This is a genomic window from Tabrizicola sp., assembly GCF_034366665.1.
Lineage (GTDB): Bacteria > Pseudomonadota > Alphaproteobacteria > Rhodobacterales > Rhodobacteraceae > Tabrizicola.
Genome location: NZ_JAXMMF010000110.1, coordinates 1 through 19308 on the forward strand (window position 1 = coordinate 1; position 19308 = coordinate 19308).

The 19308-nt window shown below is 65.2% G+C and carries 23 protein-coding genes, 1 tRNA gene and 1 pseudogene; 12 read left to right on the top strand and 13 right to left on the bottom strand.

Translation table 11 applies throughout. The features are described 5' to 3' along the window. Positions 1-48: 48 nt before the first annotated feature. A pseudogene (glyA, locus tag U1E69_RS15175) lies at positions 49-252 on the top strand (serine hydroxymethyltransferase); the annotation flags it as partial. Between the two features lie 15 nt (positions 253-267). Here the strand turns inward: glyA and U1E69_RS15180 are convergent. Continuing rightward, a tRNA-Ile gene (locus U1E69_RS15180) sits at positions 268-344 on the bottom strand. 121 nt (positions 345-465) lie between these two features. Here U1E69_RS15180 and U1E69_RS15185 point away from each other — a divergent pair. Next, on the top strand, positions 466-714 hold the full coding sequence (locus U1E69_RS15185) for a hypothetical protein (protein WP_322245251.1): 249 nt from the start codon (positions 466-468) through the stop codon (positions 712-714). A 4-nt stretch (positions 715-718) separates the two neighbouring features. Here the strand turns inward: U1E69_RS15185 and U1E69_RS15190 are convergent, their stop codons facing one another. Further along, positions 719-1621: a sterol desaturase family protein gene (locus tag U1E69_RS15190; protein WP_322245252.1), complete on the bottom strand. Its 903-nt coding sequence runs from the start codon at positions 1619-1621 to the stop codon at positions 719-721. 120 nt (positions 1622-1741) lie between these two features. Between U1E69_RS15190 and purM the strand changes: the two genes are divergently transcribed. Further along, positions 1742-2788 carry a phosphoribosylformylglycinamidine cyclo-ligase gene (gene purM, locus U1E69_RS15195; RefSeq protein WP_322245253.1) on the top strand — a complete coding sequence of 349 codons (1047 nt, stop codon included), beginning with the start codon at positions 1742-1744 and terminating at the stop codon, positions 2786-2788. Next, positions 2785-3375: a phosphoribosylglycinamide formyltransferase gene (purN, locus tag U1E69_RS15200; RefSeq protein ID WP_322245254.1), complete on the top strand. Its 591-nt coding sequence runs from the start codon at positions 2785-2787 to the stop codon at positions 3373-3375. Before purM ends, purN begins: the two co-directional genes overlap by 4 nt. Here the strand turns inward: purN and U1E69_RS15205 are convergent. Then, entirely contained in the window at positions 3367-3729 is a 363-nt protein-coding gene (locus tag U1E69_RS15205; RefSeq protein ID WP_322245255.1) for a YbaN family protein, read from the bottom strand. The two genes, purN and U1E69_RS15205, sit on opposite strands and share 9 nt — an antisense overlap. Before the next feature lie 138 nt (positions 3730-3867). On the opposite strand from U1E69_RS15205, the gene rnd reads away from it, so the two are divergent. After that, positions 3868-5022, top strand: a complete 1155-nt coding sequence (gene rnd / locus U1E69_RS15210) for a ribonuclease D (protein ID WP_322245256.1) — start codon at positions 3868-3870, stop codon at positions 5020-5022. A 78-nt stretch (positions 5023-5100) separates the two neighbouring features. Here the strand turns inward: rnd and U1E69_RS15215 are convergent, their stop codons facing one another. Then, positions 5101-5559, bottom strand: a complete 459-nt coding sequence (locus tag U1E69_RS15215; protein WP_322245257.1) for a hypothetical protein — start codon at positions 5557-5559, stop codon at positions 5101-5103. A 120-nt stretch (positions 5560-5679) separates the two neighbouring features. On the opposite strand from U1E69_RS15215, the gene U1E69_RS15220 reads away from it, so the two are divergent. Further along, a complete protein-coding gene (locus tag U1E69_RS15220; RefSeq protein ID WP_322245258.1) occupies positions 5680-6090 on the top strand; it encodes a SufE family protein in 411 nt (136 codons plus the stop codon). On the opposite strand, the gene U1E69_RS15225 is transcribed toward U1E69_RS15220, so the two are convergent. The 3 genes from U1E69_RS15225 to cobT all read right to left on the bottom strand — a co-directional run bounded on the left by U1E69_RS15225 (position 6077) and on the right by cobT (position 10169). Then, positions 6077-6415, bottom strand: a complete 339-nt coding sequence (locus U1E69_RS15225) for a DUF427 domain-containing protein (protein ID WP_322245259.1) — start codon at positions 6413-6415, stop codon at positions 6077-6079. The genes U1E69_RS15220 and U1E69_RS15225 overlap by 14 nt on opposite strands. Positions 6416-6425: 10 nt before the next feature. Continuing rightward, a complete protein-coding gene (locus U1E69_RS15230; RefSeq protein ID WP_322245260.1) occupies positions 6426-8225 on the bottom strand; it encodes an aminopeptidase P family protein in 1800 nt (599 codons plus the stop codon). Between the two features lie 75 nt (positions 8226-8300). Next, positions 8301-10169: a cobaltochelatase subunit CobT gene (cobT, locus tag U1E69_RS15235; RefSeq protein WP_322245261.1), complete on the bottom strand. Its 1869-nt coding sequence runs from the start codon at positions 10167-10169 to the stop codon at positions 8301-8303. A 124-nt stretch (positions 10170-10293) separates the two neighbouring features. Between cobT and U1E69_RS15240 the strand changes: the two genes are divergently transcribed. Beyond that, positions 10294-10683 carry a hypothetical protein gene (locus tag U1E69_RS15240; RefSeq protein ID WP_322245262.1) on the top strand — a complete coding sequence of 130 codons (390 nt, stop codon included), beginning with the start codon at positions 10294-10296 and terminating at the stop codon, positions 10681-10683. Positions 10684-10795: 112 nt separating this feature from the next. Further along, on the top strand, positions 10796-11383 hold the full coding sequence (locus U1E69_RS15245; RefSeq protein ID WP_322245263.1) for an NADPH-dependent FMN reductase: 588 nt from the start codon (positions 10796-10798) through the stop codon (positions 11381-11383). A 9-nt stretch (positions 11384-11392) separates the two neighbouring features. Here U1E69_RS15245 and U1E69_RS15250 read toward each other — a convergent pair whose 3' ends face one another. The 3 genes from U1E69_RS15250 to cobS all read right to left on the bottom strand — a co-directional run bounded on the left by U1E69_RS15250 (position 11393) and on the right by cobS (position 13301). Continuing rightward, positions 11393-11770: a hypothetical protein gene (locus tag U1E69_RS15250; protein ID WP_322245264.1), complete on the bottom strand. Its 378-nt coding sequence runs from the start codon at positions 11768-11770 to the stop codon at positions 11393-11395. A 97-nt stretch (positions 11771-11867) separates the two neighbouring features. Further along, positions 11868-12200, bottom strand: coding sequence for a thermonuclease family protein (locus U1E69_RS15255; protein ID WP_322245265.1), 333 nt, complete (start codon positions 12198-12200; stop codon positions 11868-11870). Between the two features lie 126 nt (positions 12201-12326). Further along, positions 12327-13301, bottom strand: coding sequence for a cobaltochelatase subunit CobS (gene cobS, locus U1E69_RS15260; RefSeq protein WP_322245266.1), 975 nt, complete (start codon positions 13299-13301; stop codon positions 12327-12329). 173 nt (positions 13302-13474) lie between these two features. Here cobS and msrB point away from each other — a divergent pair, with 173 nt between their 5' ends. Continuing rightward, complete coding sequence (gene msrB / locus U1E69_RS15265; RefSeq protein WP_322245267.1) at positions 13475-13921, top strand: peptide-methionine (R)-S-oxide reductase MsrB; 447 nt, start codon at positions 13475-13477, stop codon at positions 13919-13921. A gap of 11 nt (positions 13922-13932) precedes the next feature. Here msrB and U1E69_RS15270 read toward each other — a convergent pair whose 3' ends face one another. Beyond that, positions 13933-14565 carry a DnaJ domain-containing protein gene (locus tag U1E69_RS15270; protein WP_322245268.1) on the bottom strand — a complete coding sequence of 211 codons (633 nt, stop codon included), beginning with the start codon at positions 14563-14565 and terminating at the stop codon, positions 13933-13935. 70 nt (positions 14566-14635) lie between these two features. On the opposite strand from U1E69_RS15270, the gene U1E69_RS15275 reads away from it, so the two are divergent. The 3 genes from U1E69_RS15275 to U1E69_RS15285 all read left to right on the top strand — a co-directional run bounded on the left by U1E69_RS15275 (position 14636) and on the right by U1E69_RS15285 (position 16200). Then, positions 14636-14887, top strand: coding sequence for a BolA family protein (locus tag U1E69_RS15275; protein ID WP_322245269.1), 252 nt, complete (start codon positions 14636-14638; stop codon positions 14885-14887). Between the two features lie 87 nt (positions 14888-14974). Beyond that, positions 14975-15325 (top strand): toxin-activating lysine-acyltransferase, encoded by a 351-nt coding sequence (locus tag U1E69_RS15280; protein ID WP_322245270.1) that lies wholly within the window; start codon positions 14975-14977, stop codon positions 15323-15325. A gap of 140 nt (positions 15326-15465) precedes the next feature. Continuing rightward, the gene (locus U1E69_RS15285) at positions 15466-16200 is read left to right on the top strand and encodes a hypothetical protein (RefSeq protein WP_322245271.1); all 735 of its coding nucleotides are present in this window, start codon (positions 15466-15468) and stop codon (positions 16198-16200) included. A 321-nt stretch (positions 16201-16521) separates the two neighbouring features. Here U1E69_RS15285 and U1E69_RS15290 read toward each other — a convergent pair whose 3' ends face one another. After that, the gene (locus tag U1E69_RS15290; protein ID WP_322245272.1) at positions 16522-17004 is read right to left on the bottom strand and encodes an REP-associated tyrosine transposase; all 483 of its coding nucleotides are present in this window, start codon (positions 17002-17004) and stop codon (positions 16522-16524) included. Between the two features lie 96 nt (positions 17005-17100). Continuing rightward, positions 17101-19245 carry a malate synthase G gene (locus U1E69_RS15295; RefSeq protein ID WP_322245273.1) on the bottom strand — a complete coding sequence of 715 codons (2145 nt, stop codon included), beginning with the start codon at positions 19243-19245 and terminating at the stop codon, positions 17101-17103. Positions 19246-19308 lie beyond the last annotated feature (63 nt).

Consider the following 19308-nt stretch of genomic DNA (forward strand, 5'->3'; position numbering starts at 1 on the left):
GTGCTGTGATGGATCTGGTGCTGGGCGGGCGAGATCAGGATGCGCTCCACCAGCGGCGTCCGCCTCGGCACCCCGGCAGGCACCACCCGCGGCTTCGGTGAACCCGAGTTCCGCCAGATCGGCCGCTGGATCATCGAGGTGACCGAGGGCCTGGCCGCGAACGGCGAAGACGGCAACGGCGCCGTCGAGGCCAAGGTCAAGGCCGAGGTCGAGGCCCTGTGCCAGACCTTCCCGATCTATCCGGGGCTGTGACGCGGCAAGGGGGGGTGGTAGGCCCGGAGGGACTCGAACCCCCAACCAAGGCGTTATGAGCGCCCTGCTCTAACCAATTGAGCTACAGGCCCGTAGCGGCATCTGCCTAGCAGACCGGTCGCACGGGTCAAGCCAAAGCGGCGCTTGAGATATGGCCGGGCTATGCTAGGGTTTGTATTGCGTAACCCGAATATGGAAAGAGGGACATCCCCGATGCTGAAGACCATCTCGACCGCCTTCGCCTGGGCCGGAGCCTGGGTTGCCACCTCGACCATCGTGGTGGCTGGCGTTCCGGCCCCGCCGCCTGCCGTCGACAACGACAACGGCAACGAAGGCCTTCTGCTGCTGGTCCTGGTCGGCGCGGTGATTTTCGCTGTCGCCAAGGGCAAGGGCAAACCGGTGGAAGAGGGCGCGCCCGAGATCGTCGATGCCGAGGACGGCGCGGGGACCGGCAAGTACTGACCCCTCACGCCCGCCGCAGCATCCTGCGGACCGGGTCCCACAACACCGGCCAAAGCCGCTGGGACATCAGCGGTTTTTCCATATCTTCGGTCAGCCCGAACGTCAGCCGCTCATCCCCCCGGATCACGTAGAGCGTGCCGAACATCCAGTCCCAGACCGCAAGCGAATTCCCCAGGTTCTTGCCGTAATGCGCGGGGTCGGTGCTGTGATGGATCTGGTGCTGGGCGGGCGAGATCAGGATGCGCTCCACCAGCGGGCCATAGCTTAGCCAGACATGCGAATGGTGCAGCGCCGCAAGGCCTGCATTGGCCAGCACGATGAAAAGGTTGATCCCAGCGATCTCGGCCACCGCAAGATCCCCGTCTGCGGCCCCAAGCAGAAGCCCCTGACACAGCCCCACGAACAGCGCCACTCCCCAACCGGTCAGTAGGATCGACAAGGGATGCTGGCGGTAGGTGGTAAAGGGTGTCATCACCTCGGCGCTGTGGTGCACGGCGTGCAGGGGCCAGATCACGCTCCAGCGGTGGAAGAAGCGGTGCATCCAGTACAGCGCGAAGTCCGACGGCAGCCAGAGCAGGAACGCCAGCGCCACCGGCCCCAGGCTGGTCGCGGGCAGAAGGGCAGGGACCACGCCCGCCACCCAGGCTGCGACCGCCGTGGTCAGCGCAACCCCGCCAAAGAGCCCCAGTACCGCCAGGACCCGACCCAGCACGAAAAGCTGCAGGTCGATCCAGTGCGACGGATGCCCCCAGATGCGCGCCGGCACAAGCCAGCGCCAGAAGCCATCCCCTTCGCCGCGCCAGCGCCAGACGCCCCAGGCCGCCAGGCCCGCCAGCGCGAGATAGACGGGTGCCGTCACCAGCCCCGGCCCGAACAGCACCTCATAGACGAAACGGATCGACTCCACCGGCCCCCCTTGTTGCGCCTAGCCAATAGGCAGCCGCTGAATCCCGTCAAGCCCGCAGTTGCCGCAGGGCTGCATCTGGTGTAGCGGACGGGCGGAACCGGGATCGAAGGGGATGCGATGATGGCGACGGGGCACAACGGTCTGACCTATGCCGATGCGGGCGTGGACATCGACGCCGGGAACGCTCTGGTGGACCGGATCAAGCCTGCGGCCAGATCGACCAGCCGCTCGGGCGTGATGGGCGGGCTTGGCGGGTTCGGGGCGCTTTTCGACCTCAAGGCCGCAGGATATCAGGACCCGATCCTTGTGGCCGCCACGGACGGTGTCGGCACAAAGCTGCGCATCGCCATCGACACCGGGCATGTCGACACGATCGGCATCGACCTGGTCGCGATGTGCGTCAACGACCTGGTCTGCCAGGGCGCGGAACCTCTCTTCTTCCTGGATTACTTCGCCACCGGCAAGCTGGAGGTGGAAGAGGCCACCCGCATCATCACCGGCATCGCCAAGGGCTGCGCCGACAGCGGCTGCGCGCTGATCGGGGGCGAGACGGCCGAGATGCCCGGCATGTATCACAAGGGCGACTTCGACCTTGCCGGTTTCGCGGTCGGCGCGATGGAACGCGGGCAGGACCTGCCGCGCGACGTGCAGAAGGGCGACGTCCTCCTTGGTCTCGCCTCCAGTGGCGTCCATTCCAACGGCTACAGCTTCGTGCGCAAGGTGGTCGAGCTTTCCGGCCTTGGCTGGGATGCCGCGTCCCCCTTCTCCGAAGGCAGCCTCGGCCAGGCGCTCCTCACCCCGACCCGCCTTTACGTCAAACAGGCCCTTGCCGCCGTCCGTGCGGGTGGCGTCCACGGCCTTGCCCACATCACCGGCGGTGGCCTGACCGAGAACCCCCCACGCGTCCTGCCCGAAGGCCTTGCCTGCGAGATCGACCTTGGCGCGTGGACGTTGCCGCCCGTCTTCCGCTGGCTGGCCCAGACCGCGAACATGTCGGAACCTGAACTTCTGAAGACCTTCAACTGCGGCATCGGCATGATCCTTGTCGTGGCCGAGGACCGCGCCGAGGCCCTGACCGAACTCCTGCAAGCCGAAGGCGAGACCGTCACCCGTCTGGGATGCATCGTTGAAGGGCAGGGGGTTGTCTACCAGGGCCGCCTGTTGTGAAGCGTGTCGCCATCCTGATCTCTGGGGGTGGCTCGAACATGCTGGAGCTTCTGAGGGACATGGCTGAAGGCGGTTATGCTGAGGCCGTCCTCGTCGCGTCGAACGACCCGGCCGCGAAGGGGCTGGAGAAAGCCGCCGCCCAAGGCGTTCCCGTGGCCGCCGTCGACCACCGACCCTTCGGAGGCGACCGCGAGGCTTTCGAGGCCGTGCTGACCCGGAAGATCGACGCCACGCGCCCCGACATCCTGTGCCTTGCCGGCTTCATGCGCATCCTGACCCCGGGCTTCATCCGCCGCTACGAAGGCCGGATGCTGAACATCCACCCGTCGCTTCTGCCGAAATACCCCGGCCTGCACACCCACGCCCGCGCCCTTGCGGCTGGCGATACCGAGGCCGGTTGCACTGTCCACGAGGTCACTGCCGAGCTTGACGCCGGTCCCCTGCTTGGCCAGGCCCGCGTCCCCGTACTGCCCGGCGATACCGAGGATACACTGGCCGCCCGCGTCCTGACCCTGGAACATCAGCTTTACCCCCAGGTCCTGCGCCGTTTCGCCGCCGGGGACCGGACGCCCGTCCACCTAGGCTGACGGCCCATTCGGCCGCGTCAGGACGAAGGCGGACCCGACCGCAATCAGCAGGACCTGGGCCAGAAGAACCTTCCACGACAACCCCAGCACCAGCGACACGACCAACACTCCGGCCATGCTGCCCACCGCCAGCCGCTTGGCCTTGCGGGAAATTGCGCCGTTCTCTTCCCAGTTCCGGATCGGTGGTCCGAAGACCGGATGGCCCAGCAGCCAGCGATGCAATCGGGGCGAGGACCGGGCGAAGCATCCCGCGGCCAGCAGCAGGAAAGGGGTCGTCGGCAGGACCGGCAACACCACACCCAGAAGCCCCAGCCCCAGGAACAACACTCCGCCTGCCAGCCAGATGCCCCGCATGTGATTATTCCTTGCGCCAAGGTCGCACCAAGGCACGCCTGTGTCCCCGCCACAACCCCGGCTCTTCCCTTTTTGTCCCGTCCCGCCTATAGCGGTGCGACACATGGGCGGGATGACCCCGCGGGCGAAAGGCAGGACATGCGCACGATCACCACGACCGAAGACCTTGCCGCCTATTGTGCGCTTGCCAAGTCCCAGCCCTTCGTCACCATCGACACCGAATTCCTGCGCGAACGCACCTACTGGTCGAAGCTCTGCCTGATCCAGATGGCGCTTCCCGGTGCAGGCGAGGCCGTGCTGATCGACCCGATCGAGGGCGACAAGATGTCGATGGAGCCGCTCTACGACCTCTTCCGCCACGAGGCGACAGTGAAGGTCTTTCACGCCGCCCGGCAGGATCTTGAGATCTTCTTCGTCGAAGGCGGCGTCTTCCCGACCCCCCTCTTCGACACGCAAGTTGCCGCGATGGTCTGCGGCTTTGGCGAACAGGTCGGCTACGAGACGCTGGTCAAACGCATCGCCAAGGCGAACCTCGACAAGACCTCGCGCTTCACCGACTGGTCGCGGCGGCCCCTTAGCGACGCCCAGAAGGACTATGCGCTGGCCGATGTCACCCATCTGCGGGTGATCTACGAATTCCTTGCGGCGCAGCTGAAGAAGAACGGCCGCGCCGACTGGGTGGCCGAGGAACTGTCCCTGTTGACCGATCCCGCCACTTACACCGTGAACCCGGACGAGGCCTGGCAGCGCATCAAGACCCGCACCACCTCGGGCCGGTTCCTCGCCGTGGTGAAGGCGTTGGCAAAGTTCCGCGAGACCTATGCGCAGGGCCAGAACGTGCCCCGCAGCCGGGTGATGAAGGACGACGCGCTGCTGGAACTCGCTTCGACCCGGCCCACAACGGTCGAGGAACTGGGCCGTTCACGCATGCTTCTGCGCGAAGGCCGCAAGCCCGAGATCGCCGATGGCATCCTTGCCGCGGTGAAAGAGGGGCTGGAGATGAAGCCCGAGGACATGCCGAAGATTGACGCTTCACGCGAACAGATGCAGGTCAACCCGGCGCTGGCCGACCTTCTGCGGGTGCTGCTCAAGGCCAAGTCCGAATCTCTGGGCGTCGCCCCCCGGCTGATCGCATCCTCCTCCGAGCTTGACCAGATCGCCGCCGGCGACCGCGATGTCCCGGCGCTGAACGGCTGGCGGCGCGAGGCGTTCGGAGACGACGCCATGCGGCTCTGCAAGGGCGAGATCGCGCTTTCCGCCAAGGGCAACGAGGTCCGCGTCGTCCACCTCTGACCTGCCGCTCGTCGAAGACTTCGTCACTCCTCGCTCGCGACGAGAAGCCGAAGGCGCACGAGGAGCTTTTCCGGAAAGCTACCGCCGCGCTGACCGCGCGTTGCTGGCACCCTGCACCACGATCTCGCGGACGTTCTGCAGTTTCACGTCCGAGATGTAGATCGCCACGTCGATCTCACGCGACTGTTGCGTGTTCACGTCCGTCTTGCCCAGCGGGGGCAACAGGCGGAATTCGTAGACCAGGACTCCGTCGTCACCCAGATCGCGCGCGACCAGTTCGGCATTCCACCAGCCTTGGGTCGGCGTCAGCCCGCGCGCCCGGACCACCGCGCCGCCGGGGATCGGCTCGACGTCCATCGACAGCACCGTATCCACCAGCCCGCGCGGATCGGTTTCCTCGCCGGGCAGCACGATCGTCTCGCGCGGTTCGGACCGACGGAACCAGTTGAACGGGTTCAACCGGCTGTCCCGCAGCCCCCCGCAACCCGCAAGGGTCAGGCCAAGGCCAAGAACGACAAGACGGCGGGAAACGGGCATGGCATCTTCCTGAACGACTGCCCCTTGGGTAGCCGATGGCACCGCATTTGAAAAGCGCTTCTCTGGGCTGGACCTTTGCACTCGGCGGGCTTACCTCCCCCCCAAGCCAAGGAGCAGCGCATGGCCACGCCAGCCTTTGAAGAGATCGCCGAAACCTTCGACTTCCTGGATGACTGGGAAGACCGCTACCGGCACGTCATCGAACTGGGCAAGGCGATGCCGCCCCTGGACGACAGCTTCAAGGTCCCGGCGCTGAAGGTTCAGGGTTGTGCCAGCCAGGTCTGGTTGCGCCCGATGATCGACGCGGGCAAGTTCGATTTCCAGGGCGAGTCCGACGCGATGATCGTGCGCGGCCTGATCGCGGTCCTGCACGCGCTTTATTCCGGCGTGCCGCTGGCCGAAGTCGGCAAGATAGACGCCAGCGCGGAACTTGGCCGCCTGGGCCTGAACGAACACCTCTCCAGCCAGCGGTCCAACGGGGTGCGCGCGATGGTCCAGCGCATCCGCGAAGAAGCCGCTAGCCGCGCGTGACCGTCACCCGGTCTGGGTAAAAGGCCAGGTGCCCGGCAATCGCGGCCACGTCGGCACGCGGTTCCTCATAGGTCCAGACGGCGTTTTCCAGCAGCCCGGCCTCGCCCATGATCGAGTAATAGCTGGCCCGGCCCTTCCAGGGGCAGGTCGTCGTCCGGTCGCTCCGCACCAGACGCGACATGTCGATGTCTGCCCGGGGGACATAGGCGACCGGCGGATAGCTTCCCTCGCGCAGCTCCAGCGCCCGGTGGCTTTCGCCCAGAACGACGCCGCCCGCCGTGACCCTGACCGGCCCGTCGATTGCCGAGATGGTGATTTGGGCCATTGGTGCCTCCTCAGATCGGGGCGCAGGCATCCTGCAGCCACGAAAGGGTAGCACCCGCGACCCGCGGGGCAAGCTTTTCCATGACCTCGGCGTGATAGGCGTCCAGCCAGCGCTTTTCGCCTGGTGACAGCTCCTCGCGCAGGATGAGGCGGCGGTCGAAGGGGACAAAGGTCAGCGTCTCGAAGCTCATCTGCGCCCGGTTGTCGCCCAGGGCAGGGGCCTCCTGCACCACGATCAGGTTTTCCAGCCGGATGCCAAAGGCGCCTTCGCGGTAGTAGCCCGGCTCGTTGGACAGGATCATGCCCGGCTCCAAGGGCACTTCCGAGACCCGACTGATTCGTTGCGGCCCCTCATGCACGCTGAGGAACGCGCCGACGCCGTGCCCCGTGCCGTGGTCGTAATCCTGCCCCGCGACCCAAAGATTGAACCGCGCCAGCGCGTCGATATCCCGACCTGGCAGCCCCTTCGGGAACCGCACCCGGCTGATCGCGAACAGCCCCTGCAAGACCCGCGTGTAGCACTCCCGCGCCTCTGGCCCCGGATCGCCCACCGCTATGGTGCGCGTGATGTCGGTCGTCCCGTCCAGATACTGCGCGCCCGAATCCACCAGAAGAAGCTCGTTCTGCGCGACCGGACGGTTCGTCTCCTCGGTCACGCGGTAGTGCATGATCGCGCCGTTCGGTCCCGCCCCGCAGATCGTGTCAAAGCTGATGTCATGCAGCGCATTCGTCGCCCGCCGGAAGCCTTCCAGCGCCTGCACCACCGAGATCTCGGTCAGGCCCCCGCTGGGCGAGGCCTCGTCCAGCCAGCGCAGGAATTCGACCATCGCGGCCCCGTCGCGCAAATGCGCCTCGCGCGTCGCCGCGACTTCGGCGGCGTTCTTGCAGGCCTTGGGCAGACGACAGGGATCGTCACCCCAGACGACCTCGACCCCCGCGCCCCTCAGAATGTCCGAAACCGCAAGCGGAGCCGTCGCCTTGTCCACCCGCACCGGCCCGGTCAGCGTCTGCAGCGCCGCCGCAAAGCTTTCCACCGGATGCACTTCAACCCCGGCGCCAAGATGCGTCCGCACCGCCTCGTCCAGCTTCGCCGTGTCCACAAACAGATCGACGCGCCCGTCGTCATGCAGCACCGCAAACCCGTGCAGGACCGGGTTCTTCGGCACATCCGCGCCCCGGATGTTCAGCAGCCAGCAGAGCGAATCCGGCAGCGTCACCACCGCCGCCCTCTGCCCCGCCTTGCGCAACGCCTCGGCCAACCGGGCGCGCTTGGCCTCGTGGCTTTCCCCCGCAAGGTCCACCGGATGCACAAAGGCTTTGCCGGAGGGAGCGTCCGGCTGATCCGGCCAGATGGTATCCACCGGATTTTCATTTGTTGCTGAAATGCTTACGCCAGTTCCTTCAAGTGCTTTCTCAAGCTTCTCGATCTCATCCGCCGTGTGCAACCACGGGTCGAACGCCACCACACCTGCGGTCAGCTTCTCCTTCACCCAGTCGCCCGGCTTTACCTCCGGCCACGGCACCGGGGTGTACGCGCCAAGGTCCACCTGGGCCTTCACCTGCGTCCGATAGCGCCCGTCGATGAACACCCCCGCCACGTCGGGCAGCACGATGCAGAACCCGGCCGAACCGGTGAAGCCGGTCAGCCACTGCAACCGCTCATCCCGAGCAGCCACATACTCGCCCTGATGCACGTCCGAACGGGGGATGATGAATCCGGCAAACCCCAACGCCGACAGCCTTTCCCGCAGCGCTGCCAGACGTGGCGGCCCCTGGTCCGGAGACGCATGGCTCTCGAAGCTTTGAAACATGCCCTAGCCTTTCATACTGGCCAAAATATCCTCGGGGGTGAGGAGCGTCAGCTCCGAGGGGGCCGACGGCCCCCTTTACCCCGCCCGTCGCCCGCCCAACGCCCGGGCGCGCTTCTTCGGGTCCACCTCGAAGAGGCCCGCCAGCTGCTCGGTCATCGCGCCCGCCAGCTGCTCGACATCCGTGATCGTCACCGCCCGCTGGTAATAGCGTGTCACGTCATGGCCGATGCCGATGGCAATCAGTTCCACCGCTCGCCGCCGTTCGACCATCGCGATCACGTCACGCAGGTGTTTTTCCAGATAATTCGCGGGGTTGACCGACAAGGTTGAGTCGTCGACCGGCGCCCCGTCGCTGATCACCATCATGATCTTCCGCGCCTCGGGCCGCGCCAGCATCCGCCGGTGCGCCCATTCCAGCGCCTCGCCGTCGATGTTTTCCTTCAGCAAACCCTCTTTCATCATCAGCCCAAGGTTTGGCCGCACCCGCCGCCAGGGCGCATCGGCCGACTTGTAGATGATGTGCCGCAGGTCGTTCAGCCGCCCCGGCATCTGCGGCCGCCCCTGCGCCAGCCACCGCTCGCGGCTCTGCCCGCCCTTCCAGGCCCGGGTGGTAAAGCCCAGGATCTCGACCTTCACCGAGCACCGCTCCAGCGTCCGGGCCAGCACGTCGGCGCAGATCGCCGCGATGGAAATCGGCCGCCCCCGCATCGACCCCGAGTTGTCCAGCAGCAGCGTCACGCAGGTATCGCGGAACTCGGTGTCCTTCTCCTGCTTGAACGACAGCGGAGTGGTCGGGTTCGCCACCACCCGCGCCAGACGGCCTGCGTCCAGCGTGCCCTCCTCCAGATCGAACAGCCATGACCGGTTTTGCTGCGCCTGCAGCCGGCGCTGCAGCTTGTTCGCCAAGCGGCTGACCGCGCCCTTCAGGGGCTCCAGCTGCTGGTCCAGATAAGCGCGCAACCGCTCCAACTCGGCCGGTTCGGCCAGTTCCTCGGCCTTGATTTCCTCATCAAAATCCGTGGTGTAGACGGAATAGTTCGGGTCCGCGTCCGAATAGGGCGCAGGCGGCGGCGGCTCCAGGGGCGCTTCGCCCTCGGGCAGCTCCGCCTCGTCGCCCTGTTCCATGTCGGCGCTGTCCTCCATCGTGACCTGCGCCTGGTTCTGATCCTGCTGTTCCTCCTGGCTCCGCTCGGGCGAGGCTTCGGTGTCCTCGGACTCTTCCTGCTCTTCCCCCGCCGAATCCGGCGAATCCTGGTCCTCTTCGGCCTGATCGTCGCCCGCATCCTCGGGCGCGTCGGGGTCGTCGCCCAACTGGTCGCCGTACCCAAGGTCCGCAATCACCTTCCGCGCCAGCCGTGCGAATGCCGCCTGATCGGCAAGCACATGGTCCAGGTTCGACAGCGTCTCGCCCGCCTGATCCTCGACGAAGCCACGCCAGAGGTCCGCTGCATGCTCTGCCGACTTCGGCAGCGCCCGCCCCGTTGCCATCTGCCGCACCAGATACCCTGCCGCCACCGGCAAGGGGACCTCGGACGCCTGCGTCACCTGGCCATAGCCTTTGCGGTCCGCCTCATGCGCGATCTTCGCGTCGATGTTGCCCGCCGTGCCGGGCATGGCAATCGCGCCCACTGCCTCACACCGGGCGTTTTCCATCGCCTCGTAGATGTCACGCGCCAGGGGGCCGGTCGGCGCATAACGCGCGGCTACCCCGTCGTCGTGGAACCTGCGCCGCAGCGCAAAGGCATCCGCCGTTCCGCGGGCCAGCATCACCTCGTCCCGCGTCATCCGGCGGCTGACCTGCGGCAGGCGCACGCCCTCCTTGTTCATCCCCGCCGGGTCGACCGAATAGGTCACCGTCATCTCGGGGTCATCCGCCATCGTGCGGGTGGCCTCGGCCAGGGCTTTCTTGAACGGATCGGCGGGATTGTCGGTGGGCTTGTTCATAGCGAAGATAAAGCACCCCGCCCCAGCCTCGGCAAGCCCGCGAGCTGCCCGGGGGTCGGAAAAACCCACTGTGCGGGCCGCGCGCGGCGGGCTAAGCCAAACCCAGCCGATGCTGGAGACCCCGATGCGCCCCGCAGCCCTTGTCTTCCTGACAACCCTGCCGCTGCAGGCCCAGACCGCAGACCCGCTGCCGAACTTCCCGCTGGACAGCGCGATCACCTGCCTGGCCTACACGGTCAGCGCCATCGAGGCCGACCCGAAGGGTGACATCGCTGCGGCCCGCGCAGACTGGCTGGTCTTCTTCTCGGGCCTCGTTGCCGCCAAATCGACCCCGGCCGATACCAAGGTCCTTGGTGACCGCTTTGCCAAGGAACTCCTGTTCTACCGCGCCCCCAGCTTCGAGGAAGGCACGACCGCCTCGCCTGCGGAGGTGGACGAAATCCTTACCGGAACGGCCAGGATGTGCTGGTTCGATGCGCTCGCGGCGGACGGCGGGCCTTACGCCGACCAATAATCTCCAGTGCGCCCCTGCACAGACCCGGCGCGGGTGTGCGCAATTGGCATAAGGACACTCCGCCGCACATAAGGGGGGCAGTGAATCGCACCCTTTGTGAAGGATATCTCCCGTGGCCAACAAACCGAAAATCGCCCTGATCATCGGGTCGACCCGCCAGCATCGTTTCGCCGACATCCCGGCCGCATGGATGAAAGCCCAGGCTGACGCCCGTGGCGACATGGATGTCGAGGTCGTGGACCTGCGCGACTTCAACCTGCCGATGTTCGATGAACCGGCCTCGGACGCCTACATGCCCTCGTCCAACGCGGCCGCCGTCGCGTGGCAGAAGAAGATCGCGAGCTTTGACGGCTACATCTTCGTCGTCGCCGAATACAACCACTCGGTCACCGGCCCGCTGAAGAACGCCGTTGACCAGGCCTATACCGCCTGGGCGCGCAAACCGATGGCGGCGATTGCCTACGGCTCGATGGGCGGCGCCCGCGCGCTGGAGCATCTGCGCGGCATCGCGGTTGAACTGCAGATGGTCCCGACCCGCAACGCCGTTCACATCGGCGGCGGCGACTTCTGGAAAGTGCACCCCGGCATGGGCGGCTCGGGCAACCTGGCTGACATCGAAGGCGCGCTGCTGCCGTCGGCTGCGGCCACGCTGGACGACTTGGCCTGGTGGGCCAAGGCCACGATGGCGGCCCGCGGCTAAGCCTTTGGCCTAGCTCAGGATCATCGAACGACACTCGGCGGCCAGGGCTTCGGCTCTGGCCGCTGCCGTTTCCGACACCCGCTGATCGCCCCCGAACCGCGCTTGCGCCAGCAATCCCCGCTGCGCCACCTTGGCGTCGATCCGCCAGGCCATGACCTGCCGCAAAGCGCCGTCTGGCATCGAGGCTTCGATCAGCGACACCATTGCACCAAGCTCCTCTGCCGTCCGCTCGGATGCAGGTCCGTCGAACATCCACTGATCTTCCATGATCGCGGACAGCCGTCCCGCGCAGACCGCAAACTCGCGCAACAAGGGATCGGCCGCTCCGGGGGCGGGCAGGGCCCCGAGCACAAGGACGGCCAGAAAAGTTTCCAAACCGCGCGCCATTTCAGCATTGGGCGCTGAAATATGCACTTTTTCAAGGCAGGAATATAACGTGATCCGGCGGCTCTATGGACTCAGTGGGCCGGGTCCGGCCCGCGCATCACAGCATGCGGCACCAATTCGGGTTGGCCCCGCCGGAATAGGGCACGGCATACCCGGTCGATATCATCTGTCGCGCGACATCCTGCCCCGCCACCTCCAACCGAACCAAGGAACGGCCATAGCGATCCAGGCCCTGAAATCTGGCATCGGTGATCGGGCCGGACTGAACAATCTGGCGCAGGATGGCGGTGGCCTGCCGCCCCGCCGCAAGCTCTGCTGTGCATCCGGGCGAATAGACCTCGGGCGTATCATACCCCAGAAGCCGCGCCTTCACTTCACCCGTGCCTGGGCAAGTCATGTGCACAGTGTCGCCATCGGCTATATAGGTCACTCTGCAGCCATTGCCCTTGGCAGGTAAAGGGCTCGCGGTCCCCAATTCTGTATACGGCAAACATCCCGCAACAAGCGAGACGCCCAGAAGGCAGGCGACGGCCTGCCTCCGCCAAGCCCCTCGCACTTACTTCATCGCCATGCTGGCCGCCGACTCGGGCAGTTCCTCGTTGAAGCAGCGCTGGTAGAACTCGGCCACGGTCTGGCGCTCCAGCTCGTCGCACTTGTTCAGGAAGGTCAGCCGGAACGCATAGCCCACGTTGCGGAAAATCTCGGCGTTCTGCGCCCAGTTCAGGACCGTCCGGGGCGACATCACGGTGGACAGATCGCCGTTCATGAAGGCCGTGCGGGTCAGGTCAGCCACGGTCACCATCTGGCCGATGGTCTTGCGGCCCTTCTCGGTGTTGTAATGCGCGTTCTTCGCCAGCACGATCGCGGTCTCGGCATCGTGCGAAAGATAGTTCAGCGTCGCGACCAGCGACCAGCGGTCCATCTGCGCCTGGTTGATCTGCTGGACGCCGTGATAGAGCCCCGTCGTATCCCCAAGCCCAACTGTGTTCGACGTGGCGAACAGCCGGAAATAGGGGTTCGGAGTGATGATCTCGTTCTGGTCCAGCAGGGTCAGCTTGCCGTCATGCTCCAGCACCCGCTGGATCACGAACATCACGTCCGCCCGGCCCGCGTCGTATTCGTCGAAGACGATCGCCACCGCATTGCGCAAGGCCCAGGGCAGGATGCCCTCGTGGAATTCCGTCACCTGCTTGCCGTCGCGCAGCTTGATCGCATCCTTGCCGATCAGGTCGATCCGGGAGATGTGGCTGTCGAGGTTGACCCGCACGCAAGGCCAGTTCAGCCGTGCGGCCACCTGCTCGATGTGGGTCGATTTGCCCGTCCCGTGATAGCCCTGGATCATGACCCGGCGGTTATAGGCAAAGCCCGCCAGAATCGCCAAAGTCGTGTCCGGATCGAACTTGTAGGTCGGGTCGATCTCCGGCACCCGGTCGGTGCGGTCGGCGAAGCCCTTCACACGCATGTCGGTGTCGATCCCGAACACATCGCGGACCGAGATTTCCTCGGTCGGTTTCATCACCTGATCCAGCATCCTGAAGGTCCATCTTTCGCCGGCGGCACCCCATTGCACCGCACCCGGACATCCTTGGAACATAACGCAGGGGGGTTCAAGGGGAAGGGCGGACTTCCCAATGCCGTGAGCCTGAAACTTGCGACTTCGTGCCGGCGTAGCTTCGGCCTATCCTCCACAGAAAAGGACCGCCGATGCACCGCCGCCTCTTCCTTCTCACCGTCCTCGCCGCCCCGATGGCCCGGGCCGAGACCTTCGAATTCACCCTGACCGAGGCCGAATGGCGCGCCCGCCTGTCTGACACGGCCTTTCAGGTCCTTCGCGAAGAGGCGACGGAACGCCCGCACACCAGCCCCCTCAACCTGGAAAAGCGCCCCGGCACCTACCACTGCGCCGGATGTGATCTTCCCGCCTTCTCGTCCAGGACGAAATACGACAGCGGCACCGGCTGGCCTTCGTTCTGGGACCCGCTCCCCGACGCCATCCGCACCCGTGAGGACGGCGGCCTCTTCGGCGCGCGGACCGAAGTCCACTGCCGCCGCTGTGGCGGCCATTTCGGCCATGTGTTCGACGATGGCCCGGACCCCACTGGCCTGCGCTACTGCATGAATGGCGTTGCGCTGGTGTTCACACCGGCCTAACCCCCACCGGCCTAGTCCCGGAAATACCGGCTGTCCTTGATCTGCTCCCAGGCCCAGACGACTTCCTGCAGCTGCTCTTCGTGGCTGCGGTCGCCACCGTTCATGTCGGGGTGCAGCACCTTGATCAGCCCCTTGTAGACCTTACGGATCTCGGTCTTCGACATCGTGTCGCGGGCATCCAGGATCTCGATCGCCTTGCGTTCCGTCGGCGGCAGCTTCCGCGTCGCGGCCGAGCTTGGGCGGCCCGGATTCTGCGTGGCCTTCTCGCCCAGAAGCGCCATCGGGTCGTTCACCCCCAGCCGCGCCCAGGCATTGCCGTCGCCGATCCGGCTGAAGGGCTTTGTCTCCCGCTCCCACACCCGGTCCTTGTCGAGAAACTTCTGGAACTCTTCGTCGGTGGTGCCCTGGAAGAAGTTCCACTTCAGATTGTACTCGCGGATGTGGTCCTTGCAGAACCAGAAGAACTCATCCAGCAGGTCCGGCGATTTCGGCGCGCGGAACGCGGCCTTCTCCTTGCAGCCCGGGTAATCACACGGCTTGTCCGCCGTGTCGAACGCCCCCGACATCCCGCGCCGCCCGGTTTTCTTGCGCTTCTTGTCAGCGGCGGCGCTGATGTTGAACTCAAAGGGTGGGCGACTGGACATTGAGGGCCTTTCCGACTCGGGGCCATGAGTTTAGGGCTTTTCCCGGAAGTTAGAAGGGGGCTGGCCTGACATGACGGTGAAAGACGAGATTGAGGCCCGCCTGACCGCCGCTTTCCGGCCGTCCGTCCTAAAGGTGGAAAACGAAAGCCACAAGCACGCAGGTCACTCCGGCGACGACGGTTCGGGCGCCAGCCACTTCCACATAACCATCCGGGCCGAGGCTTTCGCGCCGATGTCCCGCCTCGCCCGCCACCGCGCCGTGCAAGCCGCGCTGGGGGACCTGAACCAGCGCATCCACGCGATTGCATTGGATATCGGCTGACGGCGATCATGTACCTGCCGCGCTACCGGCATCAGTCCTTGGGCGACCTGTCCCAGATGGTGCAGGAGCCGCTGATCCGCGATCGCATTGCCATCGCCCGGGCCGCCGAAGGACCAGCCCGGCATTCTGACCGACATCGCGGGCTTCGCGATCTGGGCCTCGGTGTCCGAGGAGGTGGACGCGAAGATCCGTGAGCAGATCAAGGCGGGGACCTTCCCGGTGCGGCTGAAGCCCGAGGACTGGCAGTCAGGGTCGGTCAACTGGCTGCTGGACGTCATCGCGCCGGACCGGAAGACGGCCGGCCGGGTGATCGCCAACTTCGCCCAGGTGGTGAAGACGGGCGAGCTGCGGCTGCACCCCCAGATCGGCGGGCTGGTGGAGAAGGAGCTGTTGGAGAAGATGGGCGGGTCGCGCGGGCCTGTTGCGGGGGCGGCGTGACCACGGTGGACATGGTCGCGGACCTGTGGATTTGCAATGGGTTACGTGTGGGCGTTAGGACTTTGGTAAGAATTGACGAGCGCGCTTGATCCGCAAGGCGGGCAAAATCGAGCGACGGACGGCATGAAGGAATGTATGAAATGGCATGGGCGGTAAGGTTCAAGAGCGAGATCGGACAGTTCTTCCCCGATGGAGACTTTCCGGAATTGCGGGAGCGACTGCATACCTACTTCACCCAGGAAATGTCCGAGAAGGAGAGAGCGATCTTCGGCCACAAAGTCGGTTATGCCCGCTGGGTCTTTGAAAAGTTCACCAATGAAGTCGGTATTCTGCATCCGGGGGACCGGGCCGTCCTGACACTGCCGCAAGATCATGAATGGCCAGTGGCTTTCCAAGCAGCGCGACCGATCAAAAGCCTTGGATCACTCTTCAAAACAATTAACCGCGTCCTTGCCGTCGACGAGGCCATGAAGGATCTGATCGAGGGTCTGGAGCCCGGCATTCATCAGTTCCGTTCGATCACAATTCTGCAGCCGAATTCCGAAGCTTTCCCCGGCAGCTATTTCACGATGATCATCGGCCAATTCCGCGATAGTTTCATTCTCGAACCGGAAACCGAAGGCACTTTGTGGAACCGGTCCAGCTATCTTGACCCGGTCAAGGGGCGCACGTTCACCGGCGCATATACCTTCTCTGCATTGAGTGCGGAACGTTACGCACGACTTCCCCTTTCGAGCGCAACGATTGCCGACGCTCATTTGTGGCGGGAACGTAATCTGATAGGGCCGGACTTTTTCATTTCCGACGCCCTGTATGATGCGATCAAGAAGGCAAAGCTGAAGATCCCGCAGCATTTCAAGGTAAAGGAAGCGTAAGATGGCGCAGGGATTTCAGGGACACCACTCGACGCCTTGGGCCGTTTTCCGGGACAATAGGGACCTATTCGAAGACTTCCTTCCCGGATGGGATGCCGATGGAGAGTACAATTTCGAACTGCGGGCGAACACGCAGGCTGGCGCCATTCAGCGAGCGTAGGGTGCGTGATCACCAACACAATTTGTAGGGTGCGTGATTTCACGCACCACCACCGTCTCCATGCGCGCACCGTTTCAAATCCTTCCCCACCCGGATATCATCCGCCGCTCCAACCGATGGTGCGTGGAATCACGCATCCTACCTGTCGCGCTGGCTTGAAATCACCACCCGTATCGGCCGTCCCGGATATCGCGGTGCACCGATGAATAGGGCCAATCCTCGGGCTTCTCGACCAAGCCATGCTTCACCGGATTGATCCAGCAATACCGAAGATGTGCGGCGAAATCCGCCTCGTTGCGGATGTGACGCTCCCAAAACCGGCGCCGCCATATCCCGCGCTCTTGTCGGAGCTGGTGGCTAAGACGCTGTGGCCCGGCAGGCAGACCACGGGAAAACCGCGCCTTGATCAGCCGCCACCGGGTCGAATAGTCCGCGTCGCCTTCCGGCAAGGTCCAAAGGGCGTGCAGGTGATCGGGCAGGACGACCCAGGCGTCGATCTGGAACGGACGCTCCTTCCGCGTGATCCGGACGACATCCCGCAGGGCTGCGACCTCATCGACCAGAAGCTGCGAGTTGCGGTTGCAGAGTGCGACGGTGAAGAACACCGAAGCCCCGGGAACACGGGGGCGGATATAGCGCGACATGCCGCGCAGCCTGGCCTGCAGGACTTAAGAAACCCCTTACGCCCGCGCCCAACCCGTTGAATCCAAAGGATCGCGCGGGACTGTCCACCGTGGACACTACCCCGCCTTGACCCGCAGCCGCCAGGCGTGGAGGAGGGGTTCGGTGTACCCCGAAGGCTGCTCCCGCCCCTTGAAGACCAGATCGCAAGCCGCCTGGAACGCCGCCCCCTGGAAGGCCGGGGCCATCGGCCGATACAGGGGATCGCCTGCGTTCTGCCGGTCCACCACGGCGGCCATCTTCCGCATCGCCTCCATCACCTCGGCCTCGGAAACCACCCCATGATGCAGCCAGTTCGCCAAGGCCTGCGCCGAGATCCGGCAGGTTGCCCGGTCCTCCATCAGCCCGACATCGTTCACGTCCGGCACCTTGGAACAGCCCACCCCCTGATCAATCCAGCGCACCACATAGCCGAGGATTCCCTGCGCGTTGTTCTCGACCTCGCGGGTCACCTGCGCCCGGGTCCAGGCCTGGAAACTGGCCAGCGGGATATCCAGGATCCCGTCCACATGCGCCCGCCGCCCGCTCTTGGCCAGCCGCGCCTGCACCGCGAAGACGTCGACCTTGTGATAGTGGAGCGCATGCAAGGTCGCGGCGGTCGGCGAGGGCACCCAGGCCGTATTCGCCCCGGCCCGCGGATGGGCGATCTTCTCGTCCAGCATCGCCGCCATCAGGTCCGGCATCGCCCACATCCCCTTGCCGATCTGGGCCTTCCCGGACAACCCGCACTCCAGCCCGATATCGACGTTCAGATTCTCATAGGCCGTGATCCAGGACTTCCGCTTGATGAAGTCCTTCCGGCTGAACGCCCCCGCTTCCATTGAGGTATGGATCTCGTCCCCGGTCCGGTCGAGGAACCCGGTGTTGATGAACGCCACCCGCCCCTTCGCCGCCCGGATGCACTCCTTCAGGTTCACCGAGGTCCGCCGTTCCTCGTCCATGATCCCCAGCTTGACCGTGGCCTTGGGCAGCCCCAGCACCTCCTCGACCCGCGCCATTACTGCATCGGCAAAGGCCACTTCCTCGGGCCCGTGCATCTTGGGTTTCACCACATAGACCGACCCGAGGACCGAGTTCCGCATCCCCTCGGTTTTCCGCAGGTCATGCAGCGCCAGCGTCACCGTCACCATTGCGTCCATCAGTCCCTCGGGCACCTCGGACCCATCCGGCAACAGGATCGCCGGGTTGGTCATCAGGTGGCCGACGTTCCGGATCCACATCAGCGCCCGGCCTTTCAGGGTAAAAGGCGAGCCGTTCGGGTCCAGATACTGCCGGTCCGCCGCAAGCCGCCGCTCCACCGTCCGGCCACCCTTTTGAAACGCTTCGGACAGCGTCCCCTGCATCAGCCCCAGCCAGTTCCGGTAGGCCCCGACCTTGTCCTCGGCATCGACGCAGGCGACCGAATCCTCGCAGTCCATGATCGCCGTCAGCGCGCTTTCCAGCTGCACGTCGGCCAGCAAGGCCTGATCGCGCGAGCCAATGAAATGCGCCCGGTCGAAGACCAGTTCCACATGCAACCCGTTGTTCCGCAGCAGCACCGCATCCGGGGCCTTCGGATTGCCCCGGTAGCCCGCGAACTTCGACGGGTCGACCAGCGGCAGATCGTCGATCAGCAGCGCGCCGTCTTTCACCACATAGCGGCGGACGTCGGCATGGCTGGTCCCGGCAATCGGAAACGCCTCGTCCAGGAACACCCGTGCCCGGGCGATCACCCTGGCACCCCGACCCCGTTCATAGCCGCCCGAGGGCGGCAGTGACCCCATCGCATCGGTGCCGTAAAGGCAGTCATACAGGCTGCCCCACCGCGCATTCGCCGCGTTCAGCGCGTAGCGGGCGTTCGTCACCGGGACCACCAGTTGCGGGCCGGGGACCTTGGCGACCTCGGGGTCGACGTTGGTCGTCTCGATGCTGAAGGCAGGGCCTTCGGGGAGCAGATAGCCGATCTCGGCAAGGAAGGCTTTGTAAGCTGAATGGTCATGCGGCTGGCCACGGCGAGCAACGTGCCAAGCGTCGATCTTTCCTTGCAGATCATCCCGCTTTGCCAAAAGCGCCCGGTTCTTCGGCGCGAAGTCGGCAAGCAGCCCCGCCAGACCCGTCCAGAACGCCCCGGCTGCGATCCCGGTGCCGGGAAGCGCCTCGTCCTCGACGAAGCGGGCAAGCACCGCGTCCACCTGCAGCCCTGCACGATCCATACGTTCGGTCATCGCTCGTCCTCCGCAAGGCCTTCGGGCCGTTCAGTATGCTGTGGCACACAATAGGCGAGGGGG

Coding starts and splice junctions, on each gene's coding strand:
- U1E69_RS15185 (WP_322245251.1), top strand. CDS start 466: ATGCTGAAGACCATCTCGACCGCCTTCGCCTGGGCCGGAGCCTGGGTT.
- purM (WP_322245253.1), top strand. CDS start 1,742: ATGGCGACGGGGCACAACGGTCTGACCTATGCCGATGCGGGCGTGGAC.
- U1E69_RS15205 (WP_322245255.1), bottom strand. CDS start 3,729: ATGCGGGGCATCTGGCTGGCAGGCGGAGTGTTGTTCCTGGGGCTGGGG.
- rnd (WP_322245256.1), top strand. CDS start 3,868: ATGCGCACGATCACCACGACCGAAGACCTTGCCGCCTATTGTGCGCTT.
- U1E69_RS15215 (WP_322245257.1), bottom strand. CDS start 5,559: ATGCCCGTTTCCCGCCGTCTTGTCGTTCTTGGCCTTGGCCTGACCCTT.
- U1E69_RS15220 (WP_322245258.1), top strand. CDS start 5,680: ATGGCCACGCCAGCCTTTGAAGAGATCGCCGAAACCTTCGACTTCCTG.
- U1E69_RS15225 (WP_322245259.1), bottom strand. CDS start 6,415: ATGGCCCAAATCACCATCTCGGCAATCGACGGGCCGGTCAGGGTCACG.
- U1E69_RS15230 (WP_322245260.1), bottom strand. CDS start 8,225: ATGTTTCAAAGCTTCGAGAGCCATGCGTCTCCGGACCAGGGGCCGCCA.
- cobT (WP_322245261.1), bottom strand. CDS start 10,169: ATGAACAAGCCCACCGACAATCCCGCCGATCCGTTCAAGAAAGCCCTG.
- U1E69_RS15240 (WP_322245262.1), top strand. CDS start 10,294: ATGCGCCCCGCAGCCCTTGTCTTCCTGACAACCCTGCCGCTGCAGGCC.
- U1E69_RS15250 (WP_322245264.1), bottom strand. CDS start 11,770: ATGGCGCGCGGTTTGGAAACTTTTCTGGCCGTCCTTGTGCTCGGGGCC.
- cobS (WP_322245266.1), bottom strand. CDS start 13,301: ATGCTGGATCAGGTGATGAAACCGACCGAGGAAATCTCGGTCCGCGAT.
- msrB (WP_322245267.1), top strand. CDS start 13,475: ATGCACCGCCGCCTCTTCCTTCTCACCGTCCTCGCCGCCCCGATGGCC.
- U1E69_RS15270 (WP_322245268.1), bottom strand. CDS start 14,565: ATGTCCAGTCGCCCACCCTTTGAGTTCAACATCAGCGCCGCCGCTGAC.
- U1E69_RS15275 (WP_322245269.1), top strand. CDS start 14,636: ATGACGGTGAAAGACGAGATTGAGGCCCGCCTGACCGCCGCTTTCCGG.
- U1E69_RS15285 (WP_322245271.1), top strand. CDS start 15,466: ATGGCATGGGCGGTAAGGTTCAAGAGCGAGATCGGACAGTTCTTCCCC.
- U1E69_RS15290 (WP_322245272.1), bottom strand. CDS start 17,004: ATGTCGCGCTATATCCGCCCCCGTGTTCCCGGGGCTTCGGTGTTCTTC.
- U1E69_RS15295 (WP_322245273.1), bottom strand. CDS start 19,245: ATGACCGAACGTATGGATCGTGCAGGGCTGCAGGTGGACGCGGTGCTT.